We start from the raw sequence: 26,254 nt of genomic DNA on the forward strand, positions 1-26,254 counted from the left end.
GGGCGAATGGCCATTCGCCCCTACTTGCTGGGTGGCAAGGGTTGACTGAAGAAACCCGGTTTCTAACCTCTCCAGTAGATAATGGCGCTAACATAGAAATATCTCTCTCTTTTTTTGGGCATTCATCCATGAATAACCCCCAGAGTTTTTCCCTTTGTAATAACGGCAGCACCAAATTAGCCCTAACCTGAAAATCCTCCAGCATTTCTTGATGAAAATCACTCAGCCCCCGGCGTAGATATCGGCAATCACCTGCATCCGACCCTGCTGATACTGACTGGCGTACTGTCCGCCAAAGCAATTGTCGTGAACTTTGAGGGCAATCGTTGAGGGAAACGGTGGCACCACATCCTCGGAAAGGATTTCCCCATCGCTATAGTTAGAATTGGGTTCAAACCGAAAAATTGCCACGCGATCGCATTGCAAAAGTTGCCGCACCTCACAAGCGGTGGTCTGAAAAATCGTCGGTAAATCCAGCGATCGGCGAATGCGATTAATAATAGCCGCCACCGCCTTCTCTCGTCCCACCGCTTGCTCCACCACTGAGGCTAATTTCTCTGATTCCTGGCGTAGTTCTTGCACCGACTCCATTTGCTGCACCGCAATTCCTAACTGTAACGCAATATTTTGCGCCAATTTAATCTCTGACTCCTGCCAAGAACGGGGTTGAGAACATTGGTGAACGCAAAGCCAACTCCACGCTTTTTCCCCGGTTAAAATCGGCAATGTCAGACTCGCCTTTACCTGCAAACGCAGCAGCAGAATTTCCAAATCCCATGATGGTAATCCGGCTTCATAGATATTATTTACCGCCCAAATTTCCCCCTGATGATAATTAGCAATTTGGGTTTTAGCCAAACCATACTGTTCGATGGTCATTCCAAAAGCTGAGGGTAAATTTGCCGCTACATCCTCACAAATAAATTATCCTGGAGGACAAGCGCTTACTCTCAATGGCACTAAATGATTTTACGGCTGATTCATAGGATTTTACCTGACATTAGCCAGCCGATAAATGGCAGCTTAATCGACCTACATTTAAGCAGTCACGAAATTCGCTGTCTACGGTTTTAAAAATACTCTTTATATTCAGAAAATGTTTAATTTTTAAAATTAACACCAATAAAATTTTTTTGATTTTTATGGCAAAATACTGTGGAATAAATACAGCGTTTATTTCTGTTGTTTTAGCATTTAATTATCGGAGTTTTTTAGGTGTTTATTTTTAAAATATTAATTAAAGTAATTAATATTTTAAAAATAAAAAAATCTGGTAGATCGCGATCAGAAAAAATAATTTTATCTAAAAGACCGGGGCAATTCATCATTGTCTTTAAGATAGATTGCGTTAGTCCTGACCTGATGGCTAGTTTCAGCATAACATTTTTAACATAATATTATCCCTGACTAAAACTTACGTCAAATTCAGAGAAAAAAACTGTGAAATCATATTTGTAATTTGTAAAAAGACGGGTTATGGCTTGTTTCAGCCTCTCTCCGGTTTTCTCTTTCCAGAGAGGCGATCGCGATCCTGTCAGAAGGCAAGGGTCGATCGGGGTTGATGACCCTTGGTTCTTGAAGCTCCTAAAGATCCTCTCTCTGTAATCATTCAGTGATATACGGCGGGCGGATCAACCATACTGCGGGAATTTGAGGATTTATGCCAGAATTGTCTCAAGAATCAGTGATAGTGATACGGTGATAGTGATAAAATGTGAGCGACAACGGATCGAGCGGTAATTTTCCCTCAGAAAAATCATCATTATCTGAGTTGTACTATGATTGCGATCGCTGTCACTCAAAGTTACAAATTATTAACGATTTTATGGATCGATTTCGTGTAGAGGTGATTGCCAAAACCTCCAATCCTCAGCAAGTCATTTATGGGGCAATGCACCAAGATTATTGTGAGGATTTTGTTATAGATCAACGGGATACATGGCCGTCGGAAAGCAAAAGTGGGGAGATTATTGTCAAGCGATTATTGGCAGGCGATCGCGGGCACTTTGGGCCTGTTGAACACCCCACTATTGTCTTTAATTGCGGATATTTTCCCCATAGCGTGATGCAACAAATTAGAACTCATCGCGTGGGAATTTCTTTCGACGTGCAGTGTCTGGCGGGAAATACTGAGGTGACATTTGTTCATGCTAGTGGCAGTTTACGCAAAATCAAAATTGCGGAACTTTACGAGTTGTGGACGAATGGAGAAAAAGCGATTCGCCAACGATTAAAACAAGGTCGAAACGGAGAAACCCCTGGAGAATATCGTCGTGATTGCAAAACCCGAATCAAAAAAATGCGGCTAAGGGTTCTGAATGAAACCACTGGTTTTTTTGATCTCGGACATATTAAGGATGTGATGGCTAAAGGGATTCAACCTGTTTATCGCCTAACTTTAGAAGATGGTAAAACCTTAGATTGTACGACCAATCACCGCTTATTTACCACATTCGGCTGGCAAACAATGGGGGAAGCGGTCGGTTTAATGACAGCCGAAGATGGTCAGGTAATCAGCATGACCAAAAATTGCTTGGTCTTATGTAATGGCATGGCAGTGGCAGGCAATAGACTTTATAGGGATAAAGAGTTTCTAGAACAGAAAAATAACAAAGAGGCGGAGTTTGCCAAACATTATCAACCAATTCTCGAACCAAAAAATTGGCAGCCTAAACCGAAATCACCAGGGAATAAACTCCGATCGCATCCAATCAAGGTAAAAAGCGTTGAATTCCTGGGGTTAGAAATGACTTATGACCTAGAAGTAGAAGGCCCTTGGCATAATTTTGTCGCCAATGGTATGGTGGTGCATAACTCTAACCGCTATACGGGAAATCGGATCGTTGATGCGGCGAAAGGAAAACGCGATTTGGAAGACGTATTTTATCTCCGTCCCGTGGGCAGCTACACCGATCGCCAAGGAAAGCGTTATGACTATACTCAAGCACAACGCGATCGCGATTTAGCCTGGTGCTTAGAAGCGGCAAAACGCTATCAACAACTGATCGCTGAAGGGGCTGCCGAAGAACACGCGAGAGGGATTATTCCCTTTGATGTGCGACAACATTGGGTGATGTCTTTAAATGTGCGATCGCTCATGCATTTGCTCGATATGCGCTGGAAAAAAGACGCCCAATTAGAATGTCAGAAACTCTGCGATTTAATTTGGCCGCATTTCCAAGAATGGGTGCCAGAAGTTGCCGAATGGTATCTCCAAAATCGGGCTAAAAAATCTCGATTAGCGCCATAAAGTAGTTATTGGTTATTGGTTGTTGGTTATTCTGTATTTTAAGCAACAAGCAACAACCAATAGCCAATAACAAACAATCAATAACCAATAACAACTAACCAATAACATTTATGATTGATTTACTGGCAATTTAACAATCACCGTTGTCCCCTGATTTTCTTGGCTTGTGATTTCAACAGTTCCGTGATGTAAATCCACCACTCGCTTGACGATCGCGAGTCCTAATCCATTCCCCGGAATTTGCATCACATTGCTGCCTCGTTTAAAGGGTTCAAACAAATTGCCTCGATCTTTTTCAGGAATTCCCATGCCAGAATCTTTAACTTGCAAGCAAATATAATCCGCATCCCCAATTAAACTTAAATAAATTTGGCTGCCTAGGGGAGAATACTTAAAGGCATTATCTAGTAAATTATTCAGAATATGCCAGAATAAATGCTCATCTAAATAAGCCTTGATAGATTCACCTTGATGGGCAAAACTTATCGCATAGTTTTTTCCTTCGCGATATTGAATTTTATCCATAAAGTTTTGACATATTGATAGCACATCTAGCAACCTAGGTTTAAAATTACTTTCTGGATTTTCTGTTTTGGCCATCAGCAAGATTTCTTCTAATAAAATATTCATCATATCCGCTGTTTTTTCAATTTCTTTGAGGGCATTTTGCTTTTTATATTCTGACCATTTTTTAGCGGATAAATTCATCAATTGAACCCAGGCTTTAATATTAGTAATTGGGCTGCGTAAATCATGGGAAACCATCAACAAATAATCTGACTTTTTATCATTTTCCTGTTCCGCTTGCTGTTTTTGGGATTCTGCCTGGGTCAAGGCTTGTTTAATTTCCAGTTCTTTTTGATAGCGCGATCGCGCCACTTCAATAGCGGCTAGGAGTTCTTTATCCTTAAAAGGTTTGAGTAAATAACCAAAAGGATAAGTGACTTGAGCTTGTTTAACGGTCTTATCATCCCCATAAGCGGTTAAATAAACCACTGGGATATTCTGTTGGGTATAAATTGCTTGAGCAGCTTGAATACCACTCATTTCATTTTGCAACATAATATCCATTAAAACTAAATCCGGCTGAGTTTTGATGGCGGTGGCGATCGCCTCTTCTCCAGAAGCGACAATATCGGCGATGGTATAGCCCATTTTTTCTAAACGAATCGCGATATCTTCTGCCACAATAGCCTCATCTTCGACAATCAAGATTTTAAACTGAGACATGACTAAAATCTCCTAAATTCTTGGGGTTGCGGAAAAGTCAGTTGGAACACTGTACCGCCTTGATTTTGCATTTCTAATTGGCCTCGAAGTTGACGGGTAAGTGCTCTTACTAGACGTAATCCCAGGGAATTCGTTTCAGCGATATTGAGGTCTTTGGGCAAACCGACCCCATTATCCCTAACTTCTAAAAATAGTGTTCCCTGAGAAATTTGAGTAAACACAATCGTAATTTCACCCATCCGAGCCTTACCTTGTCCTGGTTCTCGGTAGGGAAAGCCATGTTTCAGGGCATTCGAGACCAGTTCATTAATCAACAAACCACAGGCGATCGCGGTATCCAAATTGAGATCCACATTGTTCACCTGCAAATTCAGGCCAATCAAATTGGGACTCACATTATAAGAATCAAATAAATTTCGGGTTAAACTTTTTAAGTAATCCGCAAAATCAACCTTAGCCAGATTATTAGATTGATAGAGCTTTTCATGGATCAGCGCCATTGAACGGATCCGATTTTGGCTTTCGGCAAGAATCGACAAGATTTGCGGGTCTTGAATATACATAGACTGCAAGGAAAAAATGCTGGAAATTACCTGCAAATTATTTTTCACCCGATGGTGAACTTCCTTGAGCAGCAGTTCTTTTTCTTGCAAAGACGCTTGTAATTGCTGTTCCGCTTGCTTGCGGGCAGTAATATCCGTAATCACGGAGACGAAACCAATCACTTCCCCAGAACGATCCAGTCGATAGTTCCAAGCTACTTCTACATCAATAATACTGCCATCTTTGCGACGATGCTGAGTGGTGTAGATACTGGGGGGCAATTTGTGGTTGATCAAATTCCTAAAATATGTGGCTAAATGTTCTGGTTGTGATTCTCCGGCAGCTAAAGACCAAATAGATTTTCCCTGGAGTTCATTGAGTTGATAACCCAACATTTGTAAACCCGCTGAATTGATCAATGTAATTCGACCGGTTAAGTCAATTTCTCTAATCCCATAAGGCAATGTTTCCACCAGGACGCGATATTTTTCCTCACTTTGGCGCAATGCTTCCTCAGCCCGATAGCGATCGCTAATATCTCTGACCATAGAAATCAACCATTTCTGTCGATCGTAGGTCAAAAGTTTGGTGGAAATCAGCACCGTCCGTGTCGATCCATCTTTATGTAAAATCTGCCAATCTTGATTACTGATGTTTTTGCCTCGGAAGGCAGCGTTTCTGGCGGCCAACGCCTGAGTCCGGTGTAGAGAATCGGCATAAATCCAACTAAAATAATCAGTGTGCTCCGCTTCTTCTTTGGAATAGCCGGTAATTTCCTGCATTTTATGATTGTAAATAATAAACTGACCCTGCTGGTTACTCACGGTAATTCCTTCATTGGCCGTTTCTAAAACTGCATCGAGAAAGTCCCTAGAAGAACGCAACTCCTCTTTCACCTGTTTGAGTTCCGTAATATCGCGACTAAGAGCCATGACAAATTCTACCGAACCATCCCGGCCATATTCAGGCACTAAATGAGACTGATAGGTTTTCACTCCCCTGCTGGTGGAAAATTCAAATTCGATTAGTTGATCTTCGCCGGTATCAAATACTCGTCCAATGGTTTGATTCCAGACTAATAGAAGGTCTGGGGACATTCCCAACTCTTCATTAGTTTTACCGATAAATATTTCCGGGTATATTCCCGTGACCCGTTCCACCGCTGGGTTGACATAAACATGGCGAAATTGGCGATCGAACCGGGCAATTATATCTGGGGAATTTTCCACTAAAGCTTTAAATTCTTGTTCTCGTTGATAGAGTTGTTCTTGTGCTTGTTTCAGTGCGGTAATATCCCGATCTACCCCGATCAAAGCAAAAGGTTTTCCCAGGCGATCTTTGGCCAGAGAAAGAGAAGTATTCGCCCAGAAAGATGAACCATCTTTCCGTTTTTGCCAATACTGCCCCGACCAGTAGCCTGTTTCCGTGACTTGCTGAATTCTGGCTTCTTCTTCCGCTGCTTCATGGGGTTCGACAATAAAAGTCACCCGTTTCCCCATCACTTCTTCGGGAGTATAACCGTAGAGAGTTGTTGATGCTGGACTCCAATAAATAATATAGCCCATTAAATCCGTGACGACAATTGACTCGCGGACATTGTTGAGTAATTGGGCTTGGAATTGTAATGTCTCTTCGGTTTGTTTGCGATCGCTGATATCAACCGCTGTCCCCAGCATTGTTTCTGGCAAACCATCTGGAGTCCGGCTTAAAATTACATCCCAAGTATGCAGCCACCGCCATTCTCCGTGGGCATTTTTAACTCTAAACTCATTTTCTAAGACTTCTCCATCTTTGGCTTTAGCCAATCTTTCTGAAAGTGCCGTCATTTTTTCCATATCGTCAGGATGTAATCTTTCCACAAAAAATGCGAATCCCTGACGTTGAATTTCTTCCGGTGAACAACCAAAAAATTCTCGATGCCGCGAGGTGGCATAGATATTATGCTGTAAAATTACGTTAAAAATATAAAGCAATTGAGGTGTTGTATCGGCAATTTTTTGCACTAAATCATGGGCTTGAGTTCGGAAAAATATTTCTTGGAGTGTTTGCTTAGTTATGGTGTTTAAATTTACATTAATTTTTTGATTTTCTATTTTTTTGGTTTTTATTTTGATTTTTTTTAAAGATTTTTTGAGTTTTTTTTCTAGACTTATCCGATAAGTCACATCTTGAATAAGCGAGAGAATCGCAATCACATTTCCTGACTCATCTCTCAGAGTAGAATTATACCATTCACAAGATCGCAGCGATCCCTCCTTGGTGTAATGGTGATGGCAAATAAAATTTACCGTCTCCCCTTTTTTGACTAATTTATAAATTTTTTGATGAATTAGCTTCATATCTTGAGGTTGAATAAACTGCCAATCTTTCAAATACTTGCCTACGAGTTCTTCTGCCGTCCAACCAAATATTTTTTCTGCGGTTTTAGACCATTTTTGTAATTGAAAATATCCGGTAAATTCAATTACCGCTAACGGAGTATTATCCAGATAACATTTTAATCGCTGATAAGCTTGTTTAAGGGCAAGTTCCGATCGCTTGCGTTCGGTAATATTCATGGTGGCACAAGTCACCCCGATGAGATTTCTGCTGCTGTCATATAAAGGATCGACGGTGAGATCGTAGAAATTAACTTCCCCTTGCATGGTTACATTCACTTCTTCTCGATGGCTGATACCCGTGTCTAACACGCGCTGTTTAATCTCAACCAAATGCAGAGCATCTTCAGGGGGCAGCAGTTCTAGATCGGTTTTCCCTAAAACCGCTTCAGCATTAATATCATGGGGATTATAAACCCAGGTGTAACGCAACTGTCGATCCTGCTGAAAAACGGCAATGGCCGAATTTTTCAGTGCTGCTTCCAAGGGAGTTTGAGTTTGAATCAGGTTATTTTCTATCTCTTCAAAACAGGGGGGTTCGGGAGAAATTGATAACTTTTGATTGTTTTGACATTCGGTGAGGTTAATACTGACACCAACCAGGCGATAAATTAAGTCTGGAGTATTGTCATTTTCCGGGATAATAACGGCGCGATCGCCTCTATCTATCTGATCTTTTTCTCCCTGATTTTGGCTGGCTGCTGAAGCTTCATTTATCAAAGGAACTAAGGTAGTAATCCATAAATTTTTTTCCCCTTCAACCGGCCAATATTCTTCATAAGCAATACTCTGATTTAACTCGATACAATAATTAAAATTAGCCGCGATCTTTTGGGCGATCGCCTCTGGAAAGACCTGACTCAGGGTTTTGCCTGAAATCATTTCTTTAGACTTTCCCATCACCGTTTCATACCGTGAGTTAACCCTGACAAAGAGAAAGTCCCCTGATGGCAAAACATCTATCACAAAGGTCAGATCCGGCAATGTTGGAGCATTCCCCTGATTGACGCATTCTGGATTACCTGATTTTTTGGGGTTATCGATATTGAAATTGATCATAATTCTTGAATTTCCCGATCTGCCGCCAAAGATGATTTATCCTGAAATCACCTTTTGACTAATTATATCAAATGCCCTGGAAGCCCGCGATGGAACTATAGGGAAATTAGCCGGACATTAGCCGGACATTAGACCATACTTTCCCCACCCGACAATACCCAGAGAATTTAATTTAATTATCTGGTAATTATCTGGAATTTAGTCACCTCGATCGCTTCTCCAGTCCTCTACATGAAAATCTACATAAAAATCTACATAAAAATACATTGATCGGCGGGGCGGAGGTTAGCCCAGGAGTGGCTCCCATCTTTCCCTTGCCGAAAAGTCCTCAACCAACCAATAGGTTATAATAAATAAGTAACTAGCAACCAAATATAAAAAATTAACCGTTACAAGTTGCAGAACACAAATTCTAGTAAAGTAATTTACCGGAGCGAATCCGGTAAGTGGTGAAGAAACAATTAGAGGGTGTCGAAAGTTGGCGGTTCAACTTGTAACAACAACGGTTAACTGGTCAAAAGCCCTTGATTTTTGCTCGGTGAGCCAACGCAACCGGAGAAACTATTTCCGCGATCGCCTGGTCTTTTATTCTGACGACAAAATATTCGGCAATATTCGGCAGATTACTGAGATGATCGTTAAAGTAAAATTCGGTTGCCGATTGTCAAGCGATCGCCACGAGGGTCTAGAAGCTTTAGGAGGTGTTTTTAATGAAGGGTAAATGTTTCCGTGGAATAATTCTTTGCTTATGGGTGATAGGAACCGTAAATTTGGCAATGAAACCGATCCTAGCCTGGGATGATTTGCATATGCCAAAATTTCCAACCAATCATCCCCTCAACGGGTTAAATCAAGAGATGATGCGCTCCCAGAATTCCCGGAATCTGGAAACGTGGCAAGTCTCAGCTAGAGGTGAAGTGAGTGAAGATTGTCTGCTGTATGGAATTTGTTCTGACAGCAAAAAAGATTAATAAACGCACAAAAAAACCGGAAAAATAAGTGAGATTGTTTTCGGCGATCGGAAAATGAGTGCATTAATTCCTCGTAATTCCAGGACAATCGGTGCTGATGGCTATTTTTTATTTTTTTATAGATTATTACTTTTCCGATAATTTTTTTTAAAATTAACCCGCAAATATTCAATGTTCTTTACCCAATAATTATCGAGTCGTTTACAGCTAATAAATCTAATACCCCGGCTAAATCATGCCATAGCATATATTCCAGGCAAAAAGATAAAAATTATTATTGCCATGATTATCTGCCTAGATATATTTTTTTTGGGATAAATAATCAAAATATTATAATAAAATAAGTAAATATTTAAACCAAATAACTAATGTAACCGTCTATAGCTATAAGCATATTTTACGTAAAAATATGTTAAGTTATAAAATCTGAGATTTGGAAAAAATGAACCTTAACTTACGTCAATTTTATCATGCTTGTAATCCGAGTAAAACTCTGGTATTTGGTCATCCCGAACAACGACGCTATTATATTGATTTATCTTCAGTACGCGGTGGCAAGATTATTGAAGAACTAAGCCGGACGATCGTCCGCTTATCTCCCGACGATCCTACTTGTCAGCTATTTACTGGGCATATTGGCTGTGGCAAGTCCACGGAATTGTTAAAGCTGAAACAAAATTTAGAAGAAAACGGATTTTATGTGGTGTATTTTGAGTCGTCAGAAGATTTAGAAATGGCTGATGTGGATCTGACGGATATTTTATTGGCGATCGCCCATAAAGTCAGTGAAAATATCAAAAGCAAATCCATTTATACGCAATCTGCTTATTTCCAAAACCTATTTACCGAACTCTACCATCTTTTACCCAACTCTCTGGAATTTTTCAACGGATTAGACTTTGACTTAGTTATTGGGCAAATTACTGCCCAATCTAAAGAAAGTCCCAAACTCCGCACGCAATTACGCCAATATTTAGAGCCGCGTACCAGTGGAATTTTAAACTCAATTAATACGGAAATTATTCATCCGGCAACCACCCAGTTGAAGCAACAGGGAAAAAAAGGATTAGTGGTGATTGTGGATAACTTGGATCGGGTCGATAATAAACCTGTGGCGTCCGGGCGATCGCAGCCAGAATATTTATTTGTTGATCGCGGCGAACAACTGCGAAAACTTAACTGTCATTTAGTTTATACCATTCCCCTTTCTTTAATTTTTTCCTCATCTTCGGAATTCTTGAAAAATCGTCTAGGGGGTGGGGTGGCACCAAAAGTTTTGCCGATGGTGCCCGTCCATTTGCGATCGGGAGAAGAATGCCAACAAGGCTTAAGCCTCTTGCGTCAGACTGTGTTAGCTAGAGCATTTCCTGACCTGGACTCTGCCGCCCAACTGAGTTTAATCACGGAAATTGTCGATACACCAGAAACTCTAGATCGCCTCTGTCGCATCAGTGGTGGACATATTAGAAATTTATTAGGATTAATTTATCGCTGTTTACAAAGTGAGGACCCTCCATTTCCCAGAAGTTTAATCGAAATGGTGATTTCAGAACGCGCCGCTGAATTGAGTTTAGCTATTCAACCCGGTGATTGGGAATTATTGCGAGAAGTCGCCCAAACGAAACAAGTCCGAGGTGAAAGTAACTATCAAAGACTGTTACGCAATATGTCAGTATTTGAATATCGCGTTGGCAATTCTGGTCGTTGGTTCGATATTAATCCTATGTTATTTTATTAGTGATAGTTGATAGTTGCTTGTTGAGCGTTGACCTTTGCTTGTTGATAGTTGCTTGTTGATAGTTGCTTGTTGATAGTTGCTCGTTGAGCGTTGAGCGTTGAGCGTTGATAGTTGAGCGTTGAGCGTTGAGCGTTGACGATGACAGTCTGCCCCCTCCCCCTTGTATCCCCCTTGTCCCCCACCCCCAAACCTTACCTATGCACCACCAATCCCCTGGCAATTCAGAAAAACGCAATCAAGGAACCCTGAAGATGCTTCGCAGGGCGATATCCTTTTCCGGTGGGGAGTTTTCCCTGATTTTGGTGCGCTGTAACTATCAGTTATTGCGCGATCGCCTGTTGGAAAAACTGCAAGAATTCCCAGAGTTAGAAATTCGCACTATTTCCTTGATGCCATCCACACAAACTCTCTATCAAACCATTGCCGAGGGACTCGGTAAAACCATGCCTCATGCTTTTATGGTGTTTGGGTTGGAATTGTTAGAAAATCTTGATGGGCTGGTGACAGCTACCAACCAAGTTCGCGATGAGTTTAGAAAGAATTTTCCTTTTGTGCTGGTTTTGTGGGTAAATGACCCGGTACTGAAAGTTTTAATTCAAAAAGCGCCGGATTTTCATAGTTGGGCAACCAGTTCTGAGCTAATCTTAAGCCATAATGAGTTAATTCGCTTGCTGGAAGAAATGAGCGACCGTGTTTTAAGTGTATGCTTAGAAGATGGTTCAATGCAGTTTCGCTCAAATCAAGAATTTTTGGGCGATCGCTATCGTTTGGAACTAGATGCAGCCCTGAAAGATTTGCAGGCATCCGGGTTAATTTTACCCCCAAGACTAAATGCTAGAGTGCAGTTTATTTTGGGACGAGATGATTATGGGCGCGATCGCTTAGATCGAGCCTTAGTTCACTATCAAGAAAGCTTAAACGCTTGGTGGCAAGAAACCCAACTATCGGGCAATGTTGAAGCATCAGAGGTGGTGCCAATTGCCGCGATCGACGGTGATTCCTCGGCCATAATGTTGCCCAATCTGGCATCATCTTCAGACTGGGTTGAATATGCACTGGTGAGATTTTACCGAGGCATAACTTTTTGCCGAAAAGCAGATATAGAACAAACAAAACGGGAAGAATATTTAACCCAAGCACGACGAGAATTAGAAAAATGTAAAGAAGCCCTTGAAGAGTCGGGGCGAAAAGATTTAACCGCCAAGTTTTTAGGTCAATTGGGATTAGTCTTTCAACGGTTGTCCGATTGGCCAGCGTTGGCCAAGCAAGCGAAACAATTACTCAAGTTATACCAGTCCGATCGTCATCCTTATTTTTTAGCCCAAAGTTATGGATTTCTAGCACAAGTTGCCTTACAAAAAAAGCAATGGAAAAAAGCAAAAAATTGGACAAATAAAGCATTAACCATTATTGGTAAAGATGAAAATTATCCTCAGATTAGCGGGTTATATACGCTGCTGTTAGCCCGATCGCAAGCCAAGTTATGTCAGCAAGATTTAGCGATCGCCAATCTGATTGATAATCTGAAAATTGCTCGTACAGATCCCGATTACGATCCGCAAATTTATCTAGATAGTCTGAAAGAATTGCGTTCGCTTTATTTTGAACAAGAAGACTATTTAGCTGCTTATGATTTAAAGCAAGAACAACGGGCGATCGAAGCTCAATTAGGTTTACGGGCTTTTATTGGTGCCGGAAAGCTGCATTCTCAATGCCATTCCCTCAACCCCACCATTTCCCAAATATCTCTGAATAGTACCGTAGCCCAAGAAATTAAAGCTTCTGGACGGGAGCAAGATGTCAACAATTTAATTAGTCGTTTAGGACGCAATGACTATAAACTCACCGTCATTCACGGACCATCTGGAGTTGGTAAAAGTTCTTTGGTTCAAGCTGGACTGGTGCCACAACTGCGACAACAAACGATCGATGCGCGAACCCCCTTGCCATTGGTGGTGCAAGTTTACACCGATTGGTTAAATACCCTGGAAGTTGCTTTATACCGGGATTTGCAATGGTTAGGCAAAACCGCAGTAGGAGCAATTCCCCCTGTGGTTGCCCATTCAGTCAATACCGATGAGATAGAAACATTTGCCCAAAAACGGGGGAGAGTTTTGGGAGAATTACAGCAAAATGCCGATCGCAATTTGCTGACCGTGTTGATTTTTGACCAATTTGAAGAGTTTTTCTTTGTCAAAAAAACTTTAGCGGAAAAATACCAGTTTTATGAATTTTTACGAGATTGTTTGCATTTACCCTTTGTCAAAGTTATCCTGTCTTTAAGAGAAGACTACTTACATTATTTATTAGAGTGCGATCGCCTCTGTCCCATTGAAACCTTTAATCAAGATATCTTAAATAAGAATATTCGCTACTACTTGGGAAATTTCAGTAAGAAAAATTCCTATAATGTGATTAATGGGTTAATGGAACGTTCCCAAATTAAATTAACTCCCGAATTACTAGATCGCCTAGTGGATGATTTGGCGGATCAACTGGGGGAAGTGCGACCCATTGAATTACAAGTGGTTGGCGCCCAACTGCAAGCCCAAAATATTAGAACTCTGGCGGAATACGAGCAGTATGGACCAAAAGAAAAGCTGGTGGAACGGTTTTTAGAAGAAGTAATTTTGGATTGTGGCCCCAAAAACCAACGGGCGGCTCGGTTACTGTTATACTTTTTAACCGAAGAAAATGGAATTCGTCCCTTAAAAACTTTAGGGGAATTAGCTAGTGAATTAGTTGCCTCTGGGGTGAATGTTAAACAGTTAGAATCGATTTTAGAAATTCTCGAAAAATCCGGTTTATTATTTAAACTACCGGAAGTCACCACCAATCGCTATCAGTTAGTTCACGATTACCTTGTCGCCTTTATTCGTCAGCAACCGGACATTCAACAAGAACTCCGAGAGTTGCAAAAGAAATATCAAAAACTGGTTCAAGAAAAAGAATTAGCCGATCAGTTAGCAAGGGCGAAAGAAAAAGAAAAGAAAACCCTACAATTTACCCGCAATTTAACCGCCGTTGGGCTAATGATTTTTGTCGGCTTATCAGCGATCGCATGGCATCAGGCGCAAATTACTAAACAAGCGGAGCAACAGGCAAAAAACGCCGCCGAACAAGCGTCCTTAGCGGCAAAGGAAGCGAATATAGCCCGCCAACGGGCGCAAATTGCGGAAATTGAAGCCACCAACGCCGCCACCAAAGCCCTGTTACTTTCTAATAATCAATTAGAAGCATTAATTTCCGGGGTGAAAGCGGCGACCAAAATTCAAAACTTAAATTCAGCACCGGCTGATATTCAAGCAGAAACGGTGAAGCAACTTTATAAAACAGTCCATCAAACAGCGGAAATCAACCGTTTACAATCCCATCGAGATAGTGTGGTCACGGTCAGTTTTTCCCCAAAAGGAGATATTTTGGTCAGTGGCAGTATCGATAATACGGTTAAAATTTGGCATCGTGAAGGCACAATTTTACGGACGATTTTTGCTCACGACCAGCCCATTACTAGAGTCGCCGTCAGTCCCGATGGTCAATTAATTGCTTCTGCCAGTGTTGACAAAACCGTCAAACTCTGGAACCGTGAAGGCGAGACTGTCGCCCTGATGCGAGGTCATACCCAAGGTGTTACTGGGGTGAGTTTTTCCCCCACCGGGGATTTAATTGCTACCTCCAGTCAAGATGCCACCATTAAACTTTGGCAGCTAGACGGAACTTTGGTCAGAACTTTAAACGGACACGATCAAGCTGTCACCAGTGTGACTTTTAGCCCTAGTGGGCGAATTCTGGCTTCCACTTCTGCGGATAACACGATCAAATTGTGGAGCGATCGAGGTACTTTGTGGAAAACTTTAAGAGGTCATACCGAAGCCGTTACCAGTGTGAGTTTTTCTCCAGATGGACAGCTTCTCGCCAGCGCTAGTGGCGATAAAACCGTGAAACTTTGGCAGGCTGATGGTACTTTGTGGAAAACTTTAAGCGGCCATCGCGATCGCGTCTGGGGAGTCAGTTTTAGTCCCGATGGCAAAATCTTAGCTTCTGCGGGTGCGGATAATACCGTAATTTTATGGAAAAGTGACGGCACTAAAATCCGGGAACTGGGGGGACACAGGGGGGTAGTCCGTAGCGTTAGTTTTTCCCCGGATACCCAAATCTTAGCTTCTGCCAGCAGTGATAACACCATTAAACTTTGGAAAACCTTTGCCAGTGGGGAATTACCGGCGCTGAAATCCCATAATCAGCCCGTTTTGGCGGTTTCTTATTCTCCCGATGGCCAAATCCTGGCTTCCGCGAGTGAAGATAAAACCGTGCGACTCTGGTCAGTGAGCGATCGCAGAGAAATTCACCAGTTGATCGGACATCAACAAGCGGTATGGGATGTGAGTTTTTCTCCCGATAACAAATTGATTGCTACCGCGAGTGGCGATCGCACCGTGCGACTTTGGCAGATTGGAGATAAATCTAATCAAAAAATTATTGGCAAACTTATCGGCGAACATGGGGCAAGAGTTCTCTCCGTTTCGTTTAGTCCCAATGGTAAAACCATTGCTTCCGCGAGTGAGGATGGGCTGATCCAGTTTTGGGATTTAAATGGGAAAAAACTTCAGTCCATAGAAGGCCATTCATTGGCAATTAATCGAATTAGTTTTTCTCCAAAGGGCGATCGCTTTGCCACTGCTTCCAGCGATCGCACGGTGAAAATTTGGCAAGGGGATGGAACTTTGCAGACTACTTTATATGGTCATAAAGGGGAAGTCTGGAATGTGACTTTTTCCCCCACCGGCGATCGCCTCGCCACCGCCAGTAGTGATAATACAATTAAACTCTGGGATACGGAAGGAAATTTGCTGAAAACCTTAGAAGGTCATTTAGGCTCAGTTTACTGGGTCAGCTTTAGTCGAGATGGCCAATTAATCGCCAGTGCCAGTAAAGATCAAACCGTCAAACTTTGGGATGCTGAAGGAAATTTGCTAACCACTTTAGAAGGTCATACCGCAGCAGTATTGAGTCTCACTTTTAGTGCCGATAGTCAAGCCATTGCTTCAGCGTCTCAAGATAACCGAGTGATTCTCTGGAATTTATCTTTAGAACGACTGTTGTTAGAAGGATGTCATTGGCTAAAAGACTATTTGACCAGTCATCCGCATAATATGGAGCGCGATCGCAATCTTTGTCAGAATCAAGGATAGAGGGTGTAGGGTGTAGCCCTTCGGCAGGCTCAGGGTAAGAGGTGTAGGGTGTAGGGGGAAGAGAGGGTAGGGAGGGTAGGGAGGGTAGGGGAGAGAGTGAATAGTGAATAGTGAATAGTGAATATAGCAGTCCTATTTCAATCGTAATATTTTTGTAGGGGGCAATTCCTTAAGGCGGTGGTTGCCCCTGCGCGTTTAGGGGTAAGCTCACGCTTGCCAAACCTGTTACCCCTACAATTCCACAACTGATATAGGACTGCTATAGTGATATTTCTTTTGTACGGGCGAATGGCCAGAAAGCCCCTACGAATTTTGTACGGGCGTCCTTGCGAAGCATAATCCGCCAGGCTATATGGCCAGAAAGCCCCTACGACTTTTGTACGGGCGAATGGCCAGAAAGCCCCTACGACTTTTCACTTTCCCCCACACCCCCCACACCCCCCACACCCCGAAAGCTAGATGAATTAACTGAGAAGAGTCGCTTCTCCGGTATCCAAGTCATAATAAGCACCGGCAATTTTTAGTTTGCCTTCTTGAACAAGCTGAGACAACACTGGAGAAGCATTCAGCCGTTCGATTTGTAACAAAACATTGGCTTTACAAACTTCCGTAAGGCGATCGCTCACATTATCGGCCACCCGACCGACAGCGGGGCGAATTGAATCTAAAATGCTGCCAATTTGACCGGGAACTTGGGCATCTTGGATCGCCGCATCCACCGCACCGCAGCGTTCGTGTCCCATCACCAATAGGACTTTTGCGCCTAAGACTAACGTGCCAAATTCTAAGCTGCCAATTTCTTCTGGAGTCGCCACATTTCCCGCCACGCGAACCACAAATAAATCGCCTAATCCTTGGTCAAACACAAGTTCTGATGGCACGCGAGAATCCGCACAAGAAAGAATCGCCGCAAACGGCTTTTGTTTAGCGGCCACTTCCGCTAGTCGGAATAAAGATTGATTGGGGTTTTCCCGTTTATCTTGGACAAATCGTTCATTTCCCTGCATCAGTTTTTCTAGGGCTGCCTCTGGGGTCACATCATTTTGAGCCACGACAGGGGCTGGATTTCGGAGTTGGGAGCCAAACGTTTGGCTGAGAATTCCGGCACCAATGATTCCAGAGCTAAATTGTAACAGATTGCGACGGGACATTCTTGGTTGATGTTTTGACATTGCGTCTATTAACCTCGATCTATATAAAAATGCTATGAATAGATATAAAGTCAATGGACGTCGATCGCGGAGTTTTTTTTGACCAAAGGACTTGTGGTAAAATCGATGCTAAAAAAACTTTTGTCTGACAGCAGTTTCCTCTGCTATACATCTCGATCCCCCATTCTCCAAGCCACTTGGATAATGGGGGACTTTCGTTGATTGCCCCCACCCCGCAGGGGCTGGCTTAACATACCTCAAAAAATCGCTTCGGTGCTGTATGTTATCTAGGACTTACGCAACGACTCTATATATATGGGGTATTGGTGTGTCACCGTCGGAACAACACCCTACCGATAGCTGATTATTAGACAAGAGTGCTTTCATAAGGTGTCGATCCCCCCAACCGATGGCGGATTCACCGCCATCGGCTTTTTGGAATTTTTCAAGAAGTCTATTTTCCTTTTTCCCCGGCATCTTCCTCTTGAATTTGTCGCACTGCGGTCAATGCGGAATAACTCACCCCAGCAGTTCCTTCTCCTGGGTGAGTAGAGTCTCCCACTAACCATAAATGCTGAATTGGGGTGCGAGTGGCAATGCCAAAAGGCCCAAAAGTTTGAATCCGTTGTCCCACTCCCCCAACAATTCCATGTAAACGCCCGGTATATTGAGCAAAAGTGCGCGGTGTCGCCGCTTCTTGGTAAATGATTGTGTCAGAATTGAGGTGAAAATATTGCCCTAACCGCTGAATTGCTTTTTCCGTATAGGCTTGTTTTAATGCTGCATAATCATGGCAATTTTGCCACAGTTTTGTATCCGTAAAAGAAGACGCGGTAATGGTAAATTTGCCGTCGGGGGCGCGACCATCCCCAGGGTGACTGACAGAAACAAATAGAGAATTATTTTCCCCAATAGTTTGCCTTGCGCCGATTTTTCCATCTTCTGCATATTCATAGAGAAATTGCATATGGGGGGGACAATTTTCGGGAATAGCTTCTTGGGTGACACCTAAATAAACCACAAATGCACCGGAAGCGGGGGGCAAGTTTTCCACTCGGTTTTGATACAGGTTTTGGAAAAAGCGATGCTGTGGATTGGTTTTATGTTCTGGGACAACGGAAGTTAACATTTTTACTAAGTTTTGTACCGGCACATTTGCGACAATATGATCGGCTTTTTCTGTCCAAATTTTCCCGCTTTTCTGGTTGCTAATTACGACACTAGATGCCCCATGTTGATCGATGTTGATTTCTTTGACTGTATGGCGCATAAATAGCTGACCGCCATATTTTTCTAAGCCTTCAACTAGGCGATCGCTCAACACTTGCATACTGCCTTTCAGGTGAAACAGTCCTTGAGGAGACTGAGAAACTCCCAAGGCGGTGGCGGCATATAATAAGGCGGTTTCATTGGCATCAACTTGAGAATATAACTTCAGTTGTAAATCTAAAAAAGTTTTTAAGCGGTGATTCTTTTCTAAGCCAAATAATCGCAGGGCATCTAATACCGTCATTAAGGTAAAAGGGACGGTAATTAATGTGTCTGGTCGCAAGGCTTTGACTAATTGCCATATATCCCAACTATTGCGCGGCGGCAGTACCGGATCGCGGCCTTGAAATTGCCAACTGGCTTGAAATAATGTATCCATTAATTGCCAAAAAGGTTGGCTTCCGGGAAAGTGGCGATCGCGTTCTTCCTGCCATTTTTTCGGGTCACGCCAAATATTAATTGGTTCGGTTTCTCCGGGTAAAAATACCGCACAAGCTGGATCGCAGTAGGTAGCTTCGGGCAGGTCAATTTCTAACTCCGAGAAAATACGGTGATGAATGCCTCCCGGTTCTAATCCTGCGACTTGGGTTGCCCCTACATCAAAGGTAAATCCTTGGCGTTTGAATGTAGAAGCACAGCCCCCAGGAACGATCGCCTGGTCATAAATTCGCACTTGATAACCCCGTTTGGCTAACAGTACACCTGCGGTTAACCCACCAATTCCTGCCCCAATGACGATCGCGGTTTTTTGATGATTCTCTGGGGGATGATTCTGTTGACTGTTGGCCATGAAATCAATCTTTACATTTGTTTACAATGTCGATTGTAGTTGATTTTCTCATGGTATGAGTGTGGCATGAGTGGCTGGGGATGAATATTCCCCGCAGGTGCGCCACGGATGTCAATCCGTGGCTAGATGAGTTCGCGAATAGCGGAATATCAAGGGTTAACAACGGTTAACAAGGGTTAACGAGAAGACTTAAGCAAAGCCGCATCAATTTGTTGAACTAAATGATCCATTGTTGATGAGTTGTCGAGTACCACGTCAGCTAGGGACGCTTTTTCGTCAATGGACATTTGGCTATCAATGCGGGCGATCGCTTGTTCTGCCGCCAGACCATCTCGTTTGATTAACCGCTCGATTTCTAAAGCCCGTGGCGCATAAACCACCCAAATTTCCGTGACTAAATCGGTCATTTTGGCTTCAAACAACAAGGGCACCACCAAAACAATTGGGGTTTGTGGTGTTGGTTGAATTTTGCCATTATTTTTGGCTGGGGGTTGCTTGGGTGCGAGGATTTTTTGGATTCCTTCGCGCAACCGACGCCGAACATAAGGATGAATTTGTTGCTCAATCCAATGCCGTTCCGCAGGGTTGCTAAAGATAATATGGCCGAGTTGTCCTCGATTCAAATTACCATCGTCAAGGAGAATACCTGTGCCGTAACGGTTGGAGATCGCCTTGAGTACCGGAGAACCGAGTTTCACTGCGTCGCGAGCAAAAATATCGGCATCAAATACGGGCAATTGGTGAACGGTTGCCAAATAGTCAGAAACGGTCGTTTTGCCGGTGCTGATGCCGCCGGTTAAACCAATGATTCGGGGTTGGATGTTAGTGTATGTAGGCAAGGGTCTGGGATTGGCGCTTGTGGTCATTAGTCAACTCCGCTTCAGTGACATCACCACAAATAATATAGCTGGTCGTTGGGATAAGAAACAGCCCGAATTCATGGTAATTCTGAATTAGATATAGGATGTTACCATTTTTAAGTGTTAACTGTTGGTAAAAATACAATTTGATTAATTTTTTTGATACCCCTGGAAGCGATCGCAATGATTTAGATAATTCATTGCCCGAATGGTTCTGCGATCGCCATGAATCGCCATAAATGAAGAATGCGATCGACCCCGCGCCCAATTTTTGCAAGTTTTTTCAAATTTTTTCAAATAACTAGGCATTGACTAATTTTGCTATTTTTTTCTAGATAATTGCAGTTATCTATCTGCAATTATTGATAAATCAATTAGCCCCTAAAAAAACCATAATTTGTTCAAGCAAATTGCTTAATTCTCCCGCTTCACGCGATCGCGCAATCCAATTAAACAAGCCGCCAATCACCCAAGTTTACTGGCGGCTGGTCATCATCTGCTTATTCTGGAGAATCAAGTTCAAAAATGGGAAATATTTCTTGCCGCAGATAGGCATCAAAGTGTTGATAAAAATACTTCCAAGAAGTACAATTATCTTGAGCCAGTTTTTTCATCGGCGCATTTTGATATAAAGGCACACGGGTGGTAATTTCATCTTGCAGCAATTGGGGCAGATTATTAAAAATGGGCACTTTTTTCCCCCAAGCACTGTAAATCAGATAACCAGGGCGATCGCCCATTTTCATCCACGGCAACCAAGGCCCAATTCTATCCCAAGCTAACATCACATTGGGAATAGAAATAAGTTCTGTATTTTCCATATCAGCCGTAGAGACAGTCAATTTAAACAGTTCCGTTGACTGATAAATTGCCTGGGGACTATAGGGAGCAAATTTCGCATCTTTTGCCAGAGGATTCGGATATTGAGGAAATAAATTAATCAGAAAAGTCGTGAGATCCCCAGCCACAATTCCCGGAAACCGTTTTGTCAGATTAAAATTTGCCTGGACTGGATTGTTGGCCACATGAACCACGGGTAAAATTTCACCTGTCCAGGGGTTTTGCCAATGATTTAAGCGGGTTCCGGTCATCGGGTCTAAATATAAACTGATTTCCCGCGAGGTAAAATCCCAAGTTTCATCGGGGTTAGAAATAAACCGGGCAACACTCATCCCTAATATCTGAAATAAATGTTTTGTCGGTTCTCCGGGAACTATCCCATAAATTGAACCCGACCAGGTAAGAAAAGATTGGCTGCCATCTGCACTTCCTCTAACTTTTATCCAATCTTTTAGGTTTAAATCTGTTTTGATAAAATTCATCATTTATTAGATAAATACACTAAATGATTTTAATTTTTTGCTATTGCTATCAATCGTCCGTCGATTTTACCTGAGATTAGTTTGGGATAATTAGTTAGCAAAAATTTGCTTTACATCCCTATTATTTACTTAATTTTAGTTTTTTTGCCCGTTTTACTGTTGCCTATTATCATTTTTTATGGATAACTATTCAAGGGTAGTTAATCTAAAGATTTAATCAGATAATATGGAAATCAGAAACCGAATTTGTTACCCGGTGAACCAGGATTTCTGGAACAATGGGCAGAACCCGGTTTCTGAATTAACCGATTAATCGTTGCGACTAAAAGCCAGCAATTTACCAGGTTTAAATGTCTTAATTACTGCTACTATTGCGCCGTCCCAGTTCATAAACTCCCGACCCAATACAGCTAATCATCCCCACACTGATCGCCCAACTCGATCCCAGACTGAGTTCAATGCCGTAATTACATAAAACTCCCACGATAAAAAATGGGAGAATGCTGCACACTGAAGCATAGAATGCATTTTGTGACTCTCGGGCTTTGCGAGTTCTTTCAAACTCTTTCTCGGAGGTGTAGAGCGATCGCTCCGCAAAATTAAACCAGCGGTTGAGTTGTTCTGTCACCCACTGACTTAGGGGATAAAACCCTAAATACAACGACAGCGCCCACAAGCTGGCGCCCGCTACCGTAGTGGCATCAAAGGGAAACCTGAAGAAAAAAATGTCAGTCAACATAGGTCAAAAAAATATTGCAGCTAATGGGATCGGTTCAGCAAGGGGGTTGAGTGGAGGATATGTCCACCAAAAAATCCACCAAAGAATATGGTAATCTTAACGAAAATTTTAAGGTTCTGGAAACCCTGCCCACCATCATGGGTCTAAAATCTAGATTCCGGTTGGCACTAAAACCAAAAATGATTCACACTCTTGGGTTTTACCTGGTAGGTGATGACAGGTGCGATCGCACTCCCCAAACTTGATAAAAAAATTTACAAAAAAAACTTGTCAAATAAATTGACTTAGGGAAGCTTTTATGTTATTTATCCGTTCATTATCTGCCGATCGCTTCCAATCTTGTCAGACTGGCAACAGAAAGTCAGGAGGTTCCCGATCCGGACAGGGCTAAAACATCAAAAATCATTAGACATTGAAATTTACCCCGAAAAGAATCAATCCTAAATATTTATAATATTTATAATCCAGAAAAAATTTCCCGCCAAAAAGCTTTTTTTAAATATCTGAATAATTCCTGATAGTTTAGGAGACACCTGAAAAAATATAAAGCTTTAGAGTACCTGTGGAGATAGTTAACTCAAAAAGAGTTAAACTAAACCCTTAAGAACGCACTGAAGGATCAAAATATGTTTAATCTGAATATTTAACTTGATTTAATCTGAATCTATGCTCGAATCTGGAAATCATTACGGTATCTGAGGAGTATCCACCTGTGAAGCAAAAGTTACGATCAATACTCAAGCAACTCAAGCAAAAATGCTGGAGTCCCATCACCCAAGTTGTGTTAATCGCCATGCTCAGTTTATTTACAGTCCTGGGTTTAAATGGGATTGATATGATGCAACCGGCTACGGCGAATGAAACTTATCAGGTTGCCCGGGGCAGCGCGTGGCAAAATGCCTCGTTTCCAGTAGAAAATTTTCAAGAATATACTTCCCCATTTGGCTATCGGCGATCGCCCACCGGAGGATACACCGAAGAATTTCACTCAGGATTAGACATTGCGGCACCAATGGGTAGCTACGTCCGTAATTGGTGGGCGGGTACGGTGGTAGAAGTGATTGATGATGGTCGTTGTGGCATTGGTCTGGTGATTTCATCCGGCAATTGGGATCACATCTATTGCCACATGGACGGATCCGTAGAAACATCTAACGGAGTTCCGTATTTAATCGACCGATCTGGCGGCATTTTTATCGGTGAAGGCCAACAGATCCCTGCCGGAGCACGCATTGGTCGAGTGGGTATGACAGGTCGCACCACCGGCCCCCATTTACACTGGGGGCTAAAATATGCGGGTCAATGGTATGACCCAGCCCTAGTCATTCGCCAAATGTATCAAGATCAACAAATATCTCGGCAACCCTAAGACGAATCGAGACAACCGAGCCAAAAAATTGCAAATCAAAAAAAACTGACCAAACAACCGAGTTTATACGGAGATACCTCAGTAAAAACGCTGAGGATCTTGCGTAGAACCTCGGTTTTTTTGGCTTCACTTAGCCGGATCAAGATCACAATCCCAGAGTAATCAGATCACTGTAAAATTTGAGAAAATCTTGCATTGTAATAAACAACCCAATTCCATATTACTTCGTGAGATTATGTCACTTACCAAAAATCGGTCCAAGCTATCCCTTGAAGAACTTTACGGTCAAGCGATGTTTTCTACCATCTTAACTTCTTCTGACCGTCAAAAAATCAAAAATCTCTTGTTAGGGGAATCTTTGAGTCACTCAGAAATGCTGATTATCGATCGCCTACTCTACAATGTCCGTCAAGGATGGCTTCAGGTGACAGATTAAACAGTGTTTTTCAACATTCTCTGGTTTTGAGGAGAAATTGATGACGCGATCGCCATGATTTTCATACCTATTTGAGCTATAATACTCAAATCATCACTTGATAACGATAAAATCTGGCTAACATCATCAAAAAAATGAAAAACCATATTCATCAACTCTCGCTTCCTTTAGCTTTTTATCCTAAAATAAATAAAAAATCCTAAATATTTTCACGGCTTTGATATTAGACAATCAAAGCTAGATTGATGCTGTTTATATATATCCGATTAAAAACGTAGGCAAAACGTATAAATCGCAATTATAACCATTACCGACTACATCAAATAAAAACCCTGATTATTTATTAATTCGATCCTGAGAATAATTAGGGCAATCTGGAGGGGATAAAATGTGCGATCGCATTCCTCACAATCCTCTGGCCGATACCTGAATTGATTAACTCAATGAATTATGTTATCATTAGCATTAGCTAAACAGCGGTTTTGCCTTCAGCTAAAGTCCCGGCAATTACATTCAGATCGACGCGAAAAATCAACGATGCTTACTCAAAATAAATCACAGTTAGAACTATTTAACCCCAACCTCTTACAAGTTTTGACGGGTGGGGTTAAATTTAAGTTTATTGACTTATTTTCGGGAATTGGCGGGTTCCGCATTCCTTTAGAAAAATTAGGCGGTAAATGTGTAGGCTACTCGGAAATCGATCCAGAAGCCCAGAAAGTCTATCGGCAAAATTTTATCGGCTATGTGAATTCCGATGAAATTGATTTAGGGGATATCAGAAATATCCAAGAAATTCCTGAAAATCTTGACTTAATTGTGGGTGGGGTTCCCTGTCAGCCTTGGTCGATCGCCGGAAAATTAAAAGGATTTGATGACCCCAGAGGACAGCTTTGGTTTGACGTGATGCGTTTATTAGCAAAATATCAACCAAAATCTTTTATTTTTGAAAATGTCCGAGGTTTAGCCAGTCCGAAAAACCGCCAAAGCTTTGATTATTTATTACAACAGTTTGAAGCGATCGACTATTCGGTTCGCTGGAAAATCATTAATTCTTATGATTTTGGCGTTCCCCAAAGTCGAGAACGAGTATTTATCGTGGGCATCAGAAATGATTTAGAAAATGCTCAAGGGTACTCTTTTCCTGAACCGATTGATTGTCAGCCCAAGCTGGTTGATATTATCGATGAGATTAAAGACTGTGAAATTATCGAAAAAGTCAAAGTTTCTCCTGATTTACTGTTTGGGGAGCAAATTCCACCGTCGCGCAATCGGTTTCAAAAAGATGATGAAATGAATGATTTTTTTGTGTTTTCCGATTTGCGGAATGGTCATACCACGATTCACTCTTGGGATTTAATTAAAACCAGCGCAAGAGAAAAGTTAATTTGTGTCACAATTCTGAAGAACCGCCGCCGGAAGAAATATGGATTAAAGGATGGAAATCCTTTATCTTTTGAGGATTTGCGTGAGTTAATTGATGGCCTTAAAGAAACCGAATTAAATCAACTGGTGGAGAAAAAAATCTTACGTCTCGTGAGAGATGGTGCCGGATCCAAGTATGAATTTGTGAATTCCAAAAATAGTGCAGGAATTGGTGGGGTTTATCGGGTATTTTTGCCCAGTTCAGCGATGATTCCTACTTTGACCGCTACGGGGACAAAAGACTATATTGCTACAGTGGCTATTCATGCCGAAAATCCCGAAGACTATAAGCGTCTATTTTTACAAAAAATCTATAAACCGAAAAAGTTTAGGCTGATTACCGCCCAAGACGCTTGCCGACTGCAAGGATTTCCCGATTGGTTTCAATGCCATGAAAACCCCAATATTGCGAAAAAACAATTTGGCAATGCTGTTTCGGTTCCGGCTGTCTATTATATTGCCAAAAATTTAGTGGAAACTTTGAATTTTATTTAATGAATAGTCTATAGAGTAGTCAATCTTAGACTTATCG

General features: G+C 42.0%; 17 protein-coding genes. 9 read left to right on the plus strand and 8 right to left on the minus strand.

Annotated elements, in window-relative coordinates:
• Positions 1–222: 222 nt before the first annotated feature.
• Positions 223–879, minus strand: a complete 657-nt coding sequence (locus tag ABWT76_RS26975; RefSeq protein WP_054469811.1) for a GAF domain-containing protein — start codon at positions 877–879, stop codon at positions 223–225.
• 946 nt (positions 880–1,825) lie between these two features.
• Here ABWT76_RS26975 and thyX point away from each other — a divergent pair.
• The gene (gene thyX / locus ABWT76_RS26980; protein WP_054469810.1) at positions 1,826–3,250 is read left to right on the plus strand and encodes an FAD-dependent thymidylate synthase; all 1,425 of its coding nucleotides are present in this window, start codon (positions 1,826–1,828) and stop codon (positions 3,248–3,250) included.
• 108 nt (positions 3,251–3,358) lie between these two features.
• Here thyX and ABWT76_RS26985 read toward each other — a convergent pair whose 3' ends face one another.
• Together ABWT76_RS26985 and ABWT76_RS26990 are read right to left on the minus strand one after the other, a co-directional pair.
• Positions 3,359–4,480, minus strand: a complete 1,122-nt coding sequence (locus tag ABWT76_RS26985) for an ATP-binding protein (RefSeq protein ID WP_054469809.1) — start codon at positions 4,478–4,480, stop codon at positions 3,359–3,361.
• A 2-nt stretch (positions 4,481–4,482) separates the two neighbouring features.
• On the minus strand, positions 4,483–8,460 hold the full coding sequence (locus tag ABWT76_RS26990) for a PAS domain S-box protein (protein ID WP_354635238.1): 3,978 nt from the start codon (positions 8,458–8,460) through the stop codon (positions 4,483–4,485).
• 478 nt (positions 8,461–8,938) lie between these two features.
• Here ABWT76_RS26990 and ABWT76_RS26995 point away from each other — a divergent pair, with 478 nt between their 5' ends.
• From ABWT76_RS26995 to ABWT76_RS27010, 4 genes are all read left to right on the plus strand, one after another.
• Positions 8,939–9,181, plus strand: coding sequence for a hypothetical protein (locus tag ABWT76_RS26995; RefSeq protein WP_156332062.1), 243 nt, complete (start codon positions 8,939–8,941; stop codon positions 9,179–9,181).
• Positions 9,182–9,269: 88 nt separating this feature from the next.
• On the plus strand, positions 9,270–9,431 hold the full coding sequence (locus tag ABWT76_RS27000) for a hypothetical protein (protein ID WP_354635239.1): 162 nt from the start codon (positions 9,270–9,272) through the stop codon (positions 9,429–9,431).
• 442 nt (positions 9,432–9,873) lie between these two features.
• Entirely contained in the window at positions 9,874–11,169 is a 1,296-nt protein-coding gene (locus tag ABWT76_RS27005; protein ID WP_054469806.1) for a P-loop NTPase fold protein, read from the plus strand.
• A gap of 197 nt (positions 11,170–11,366) precedes the next feature.
• Positions 11,367–16,361, plus strand: coding sequence for a hypothetical protein (locus tag ABWT76_RS27010; RefSeq protein WP_190878677.1), 4,995 nt, complete (start codon positions 11,367–11,369; stop codon positions 16,359–16,361).
• Between the two features lie 464 nt (positions 16,362–16,825).
• Here the strand turns inward: ABWT76_RS27010 and ABWT76_RS27015 are convergent, their stop codons facing one another.
• From ABWT76_RS27015 to ABWT76_RS27035, 5 genes are all read right to left on the minus strand, one after another.
• Positions 16,826–17,533, minus strand: coding sequence for a carbonic anhydrase (locus ABWT76_RS27015; RefSeq protein WP_054466632.1), 708 nt, complete (start codon positions 17,531–17,533; stop codon positions 16,826–16,828).
• 433 nt (positions 17,534–17,966) lie between these two features.
• Positions 17,967–19,571, minus strand: a complete 1,605-nt coding sequence (crtD, locus tag ABWT76_RS27020; RefSeq protein ID WP_054466634.1) for a C-3',4' desaturase CrtD — start codon at positions 19,569–19,571, stop codon at positions 17,967–17,969.
• Between the two features lie 176 nt (positions 19,572–19,747).
• The gene (coaE, locus tag ABWT76_RS27025) at positions 19,748–20,437 is read right to left on the minus strand and encodes a dephospho-CoA kinase (RefSeq protein WP_054466635.1); all 690 of its coding nucleotides are present in this window, start codon (positions 20,435–20,437) and stop codon (positions 19,748–19,750) included.
• 494 nt (positions 20,438–20,931) lie between these two features.
• Positions 20,932–21,756 (minus strand): DUF1838 domain-containing protein, encoded by an 825-nt coding sequence (locus tag ABWT76_RS27030; protein WP_054466636.1) that lies wholly within the window; start codon positions 21,754–21,756, stop codon positions 20,932–20,934.
• Between the two features lie 352 nt (positions 21,757–22,108).
• On the minus strand, positions 22,109–22,492 hold the full coding sequence (locus ABWT76_RS27035) for a hypothetical protein (RefSeq protein WP_054466637.1): 384 nt from the start codon (positions 22,490–22,492) through the stop codon (positions 22,109–22,111).
• Positions 22,493–22,551: 59 nt separating this feature from the next.
• On the opposite strand from ABWT76_RS27035, the gene ABWT76_RS27040 reads away from it, so the two are divergent.
• From ABWT76_RS27040 to ABWT76_RS27055, 4 genes are all read left to right on the plus strand, one after another.
• Positions 22,552–22,737, plus strand: coding sequence for a hypothetical protein (locus ABWT76_RS27040; protein WP_054466638.1), 186 nt, complete (start codon positions 22,552–22,554; stop codon positions 22,735–22,737).
• 467 nt (positions 22,738–23,204) lie between these two features.
• Positions 23,205–23,861: a M23 family metallopeptidase gene (locus ABWT76_RS27045; RefSeq protein WP_369817728.1), complete on the plus strand. Its 657-nt coding sequence runs from the start codon at positions 23,205–23,207 to the stop codon at positions 23,859–23,861.
• 235 nt (positions 23,862–24,096) lie between these two features.
• Complete coding sequence (locus ABWT76_RS27050; RefSeq protein WP_054466639.1) at positions 24,097–24,297, plus strand: hypothetical protein; 201 nt, start codon at positions 24,097–24,099, stop codon at positions 24,295–24,297.
• A gap of 537 nt (positions 24,298–24,834) precedes the next feature.
• Complete coding sequence (locus tag ABWT76_RS27055) at positions 24,835–26,217, plus strand: DNA cytosine methyltransferase (RefSeq protein WP_354635240.1); 1,383 nt, start codon at positions 24,835–24,837, stop codon at positions 26,215–26,217.
• Positions 26,218–26,254: the final 37 nt, after the last annotated feature.

The sequence above is a fragment of the Planktothricoides raciborskii GIHE-MW2 genome (genome assembly GCF_040564635.1).
GTDB classification, from domain to species: Bacteria; Cyanobacteriota; Cyanobacteriia; order Cyanobacteriales; family Laspinemataceae; genus Planktothricoides; species Planktothricoides raciborskii.

Excerpts from the sequence above, each read along its gene's own strand:
- ABWT76_RS26975 (WP_054469811.1), bottom strand. The coding sequence starts at position 879 with ATGACCATCGAACAGTATGGTTTGGCTAAAACCCAAATTGCTAATTAT.
- thyX (WP_054469810.1), top strand. The coding sequence starts at position 1,826 with ATGGATCGATTTCGTGTAGAGGTGATTGCCAAAACCTCCAATCCTCAG.
- ABWT76_RS26985 (WP_054469809.1), bottom strand. The coding sequence starts at position 4,480 with ATGTCTCAGTTTAAAATCTTGATTGTCGAAGATGAGGCTATTGTGGCA.
- ABWT76_RS26990 (WP_354635238.1), bottom strand. The coding sequence starts at position 8,460 with ATGATCAATTTCAATATCGATAACCCCAAAAAATCAGGTAATCCAGAA.
- ABWT76_RS27000 (WP_354635239.1), top strand. The coding sequence starts at position 9,270 with ATGCCAAAATTTCCAACCAATCATCCCCTCAACGGGTTAAATCAAGAG.
- ABWT76_RS27005 (WP_054469806.1), top strand. The coding sequence starts at position 9,874 with ATGAACCTTAACTTACGTCAATTTTATCATGCTTGTAATCCGAGTAAA.
- ABWT76_RS27010 (WP_190878677.1), top strand. The coding sequence starts at position 11,367 with ATGCACCACCAATCCCCTGGCAATTCAGAAAAACGCAATCAAGGAACC.
- ABWT76_RS27015 (WP_054466632.1), bottom strand. The coding sequence starts at position 17,533 with ATGTCAAAACATCAACCAAGAATGTCCCGTCGCAATCTGTTACAATTT.
- crtD (WP_054466634.1), bottom strand. The coding sequence starts at position 19,571 with ATGGCCAACAGTCAACAGAATCATCCCCCAGAGAATCATCAAAAAACC.
- coaE (WP_054466635.1), bottom strand. The coding sequence starts at position 20,437 with ATGACCACAAGCGCCAATCCCAGACCCTTGCCTACATACACTAACATC.
- ABWT76_RS27030 (WP_054466636.1), bottom strand. The coding sequence starts at position 21,756 with ATGATGAATTTTATCAAAACAGATTTAAACCTAAAAGATTGGATAAAA.
- ABWT76_RS27035 (WP_054466637.1), bottom strand. The coding sequence starts at position 22,492 with ATGTTGACTGACATTTTTTTCTTCAGGTTTCCCTTTGATGCCACTACG.
- ABWT76_RS27040 (WP_054466638.1), top strand. The coding sequence starts at position 22,552 with ATGTCCACCAAAAAATCCACCAAAGAATATGGTAATCTTAACGAAAAT.
- ABWT76_RS27050 (WP_054466639.1), top strand. The coding sequence starts at position 24,097 with ATGTCACTTACCAAAAATCGGTCCAAGCTATCCCTTGAAGAACTTTAC.
- ABWT76_RS27055 (WP_354635240.1), top strand. The coding sequence starts at position 24,835 with ATGCTTACTCAAAATAAATCACAGTTAGAACTATTTAACCCCAACCTC.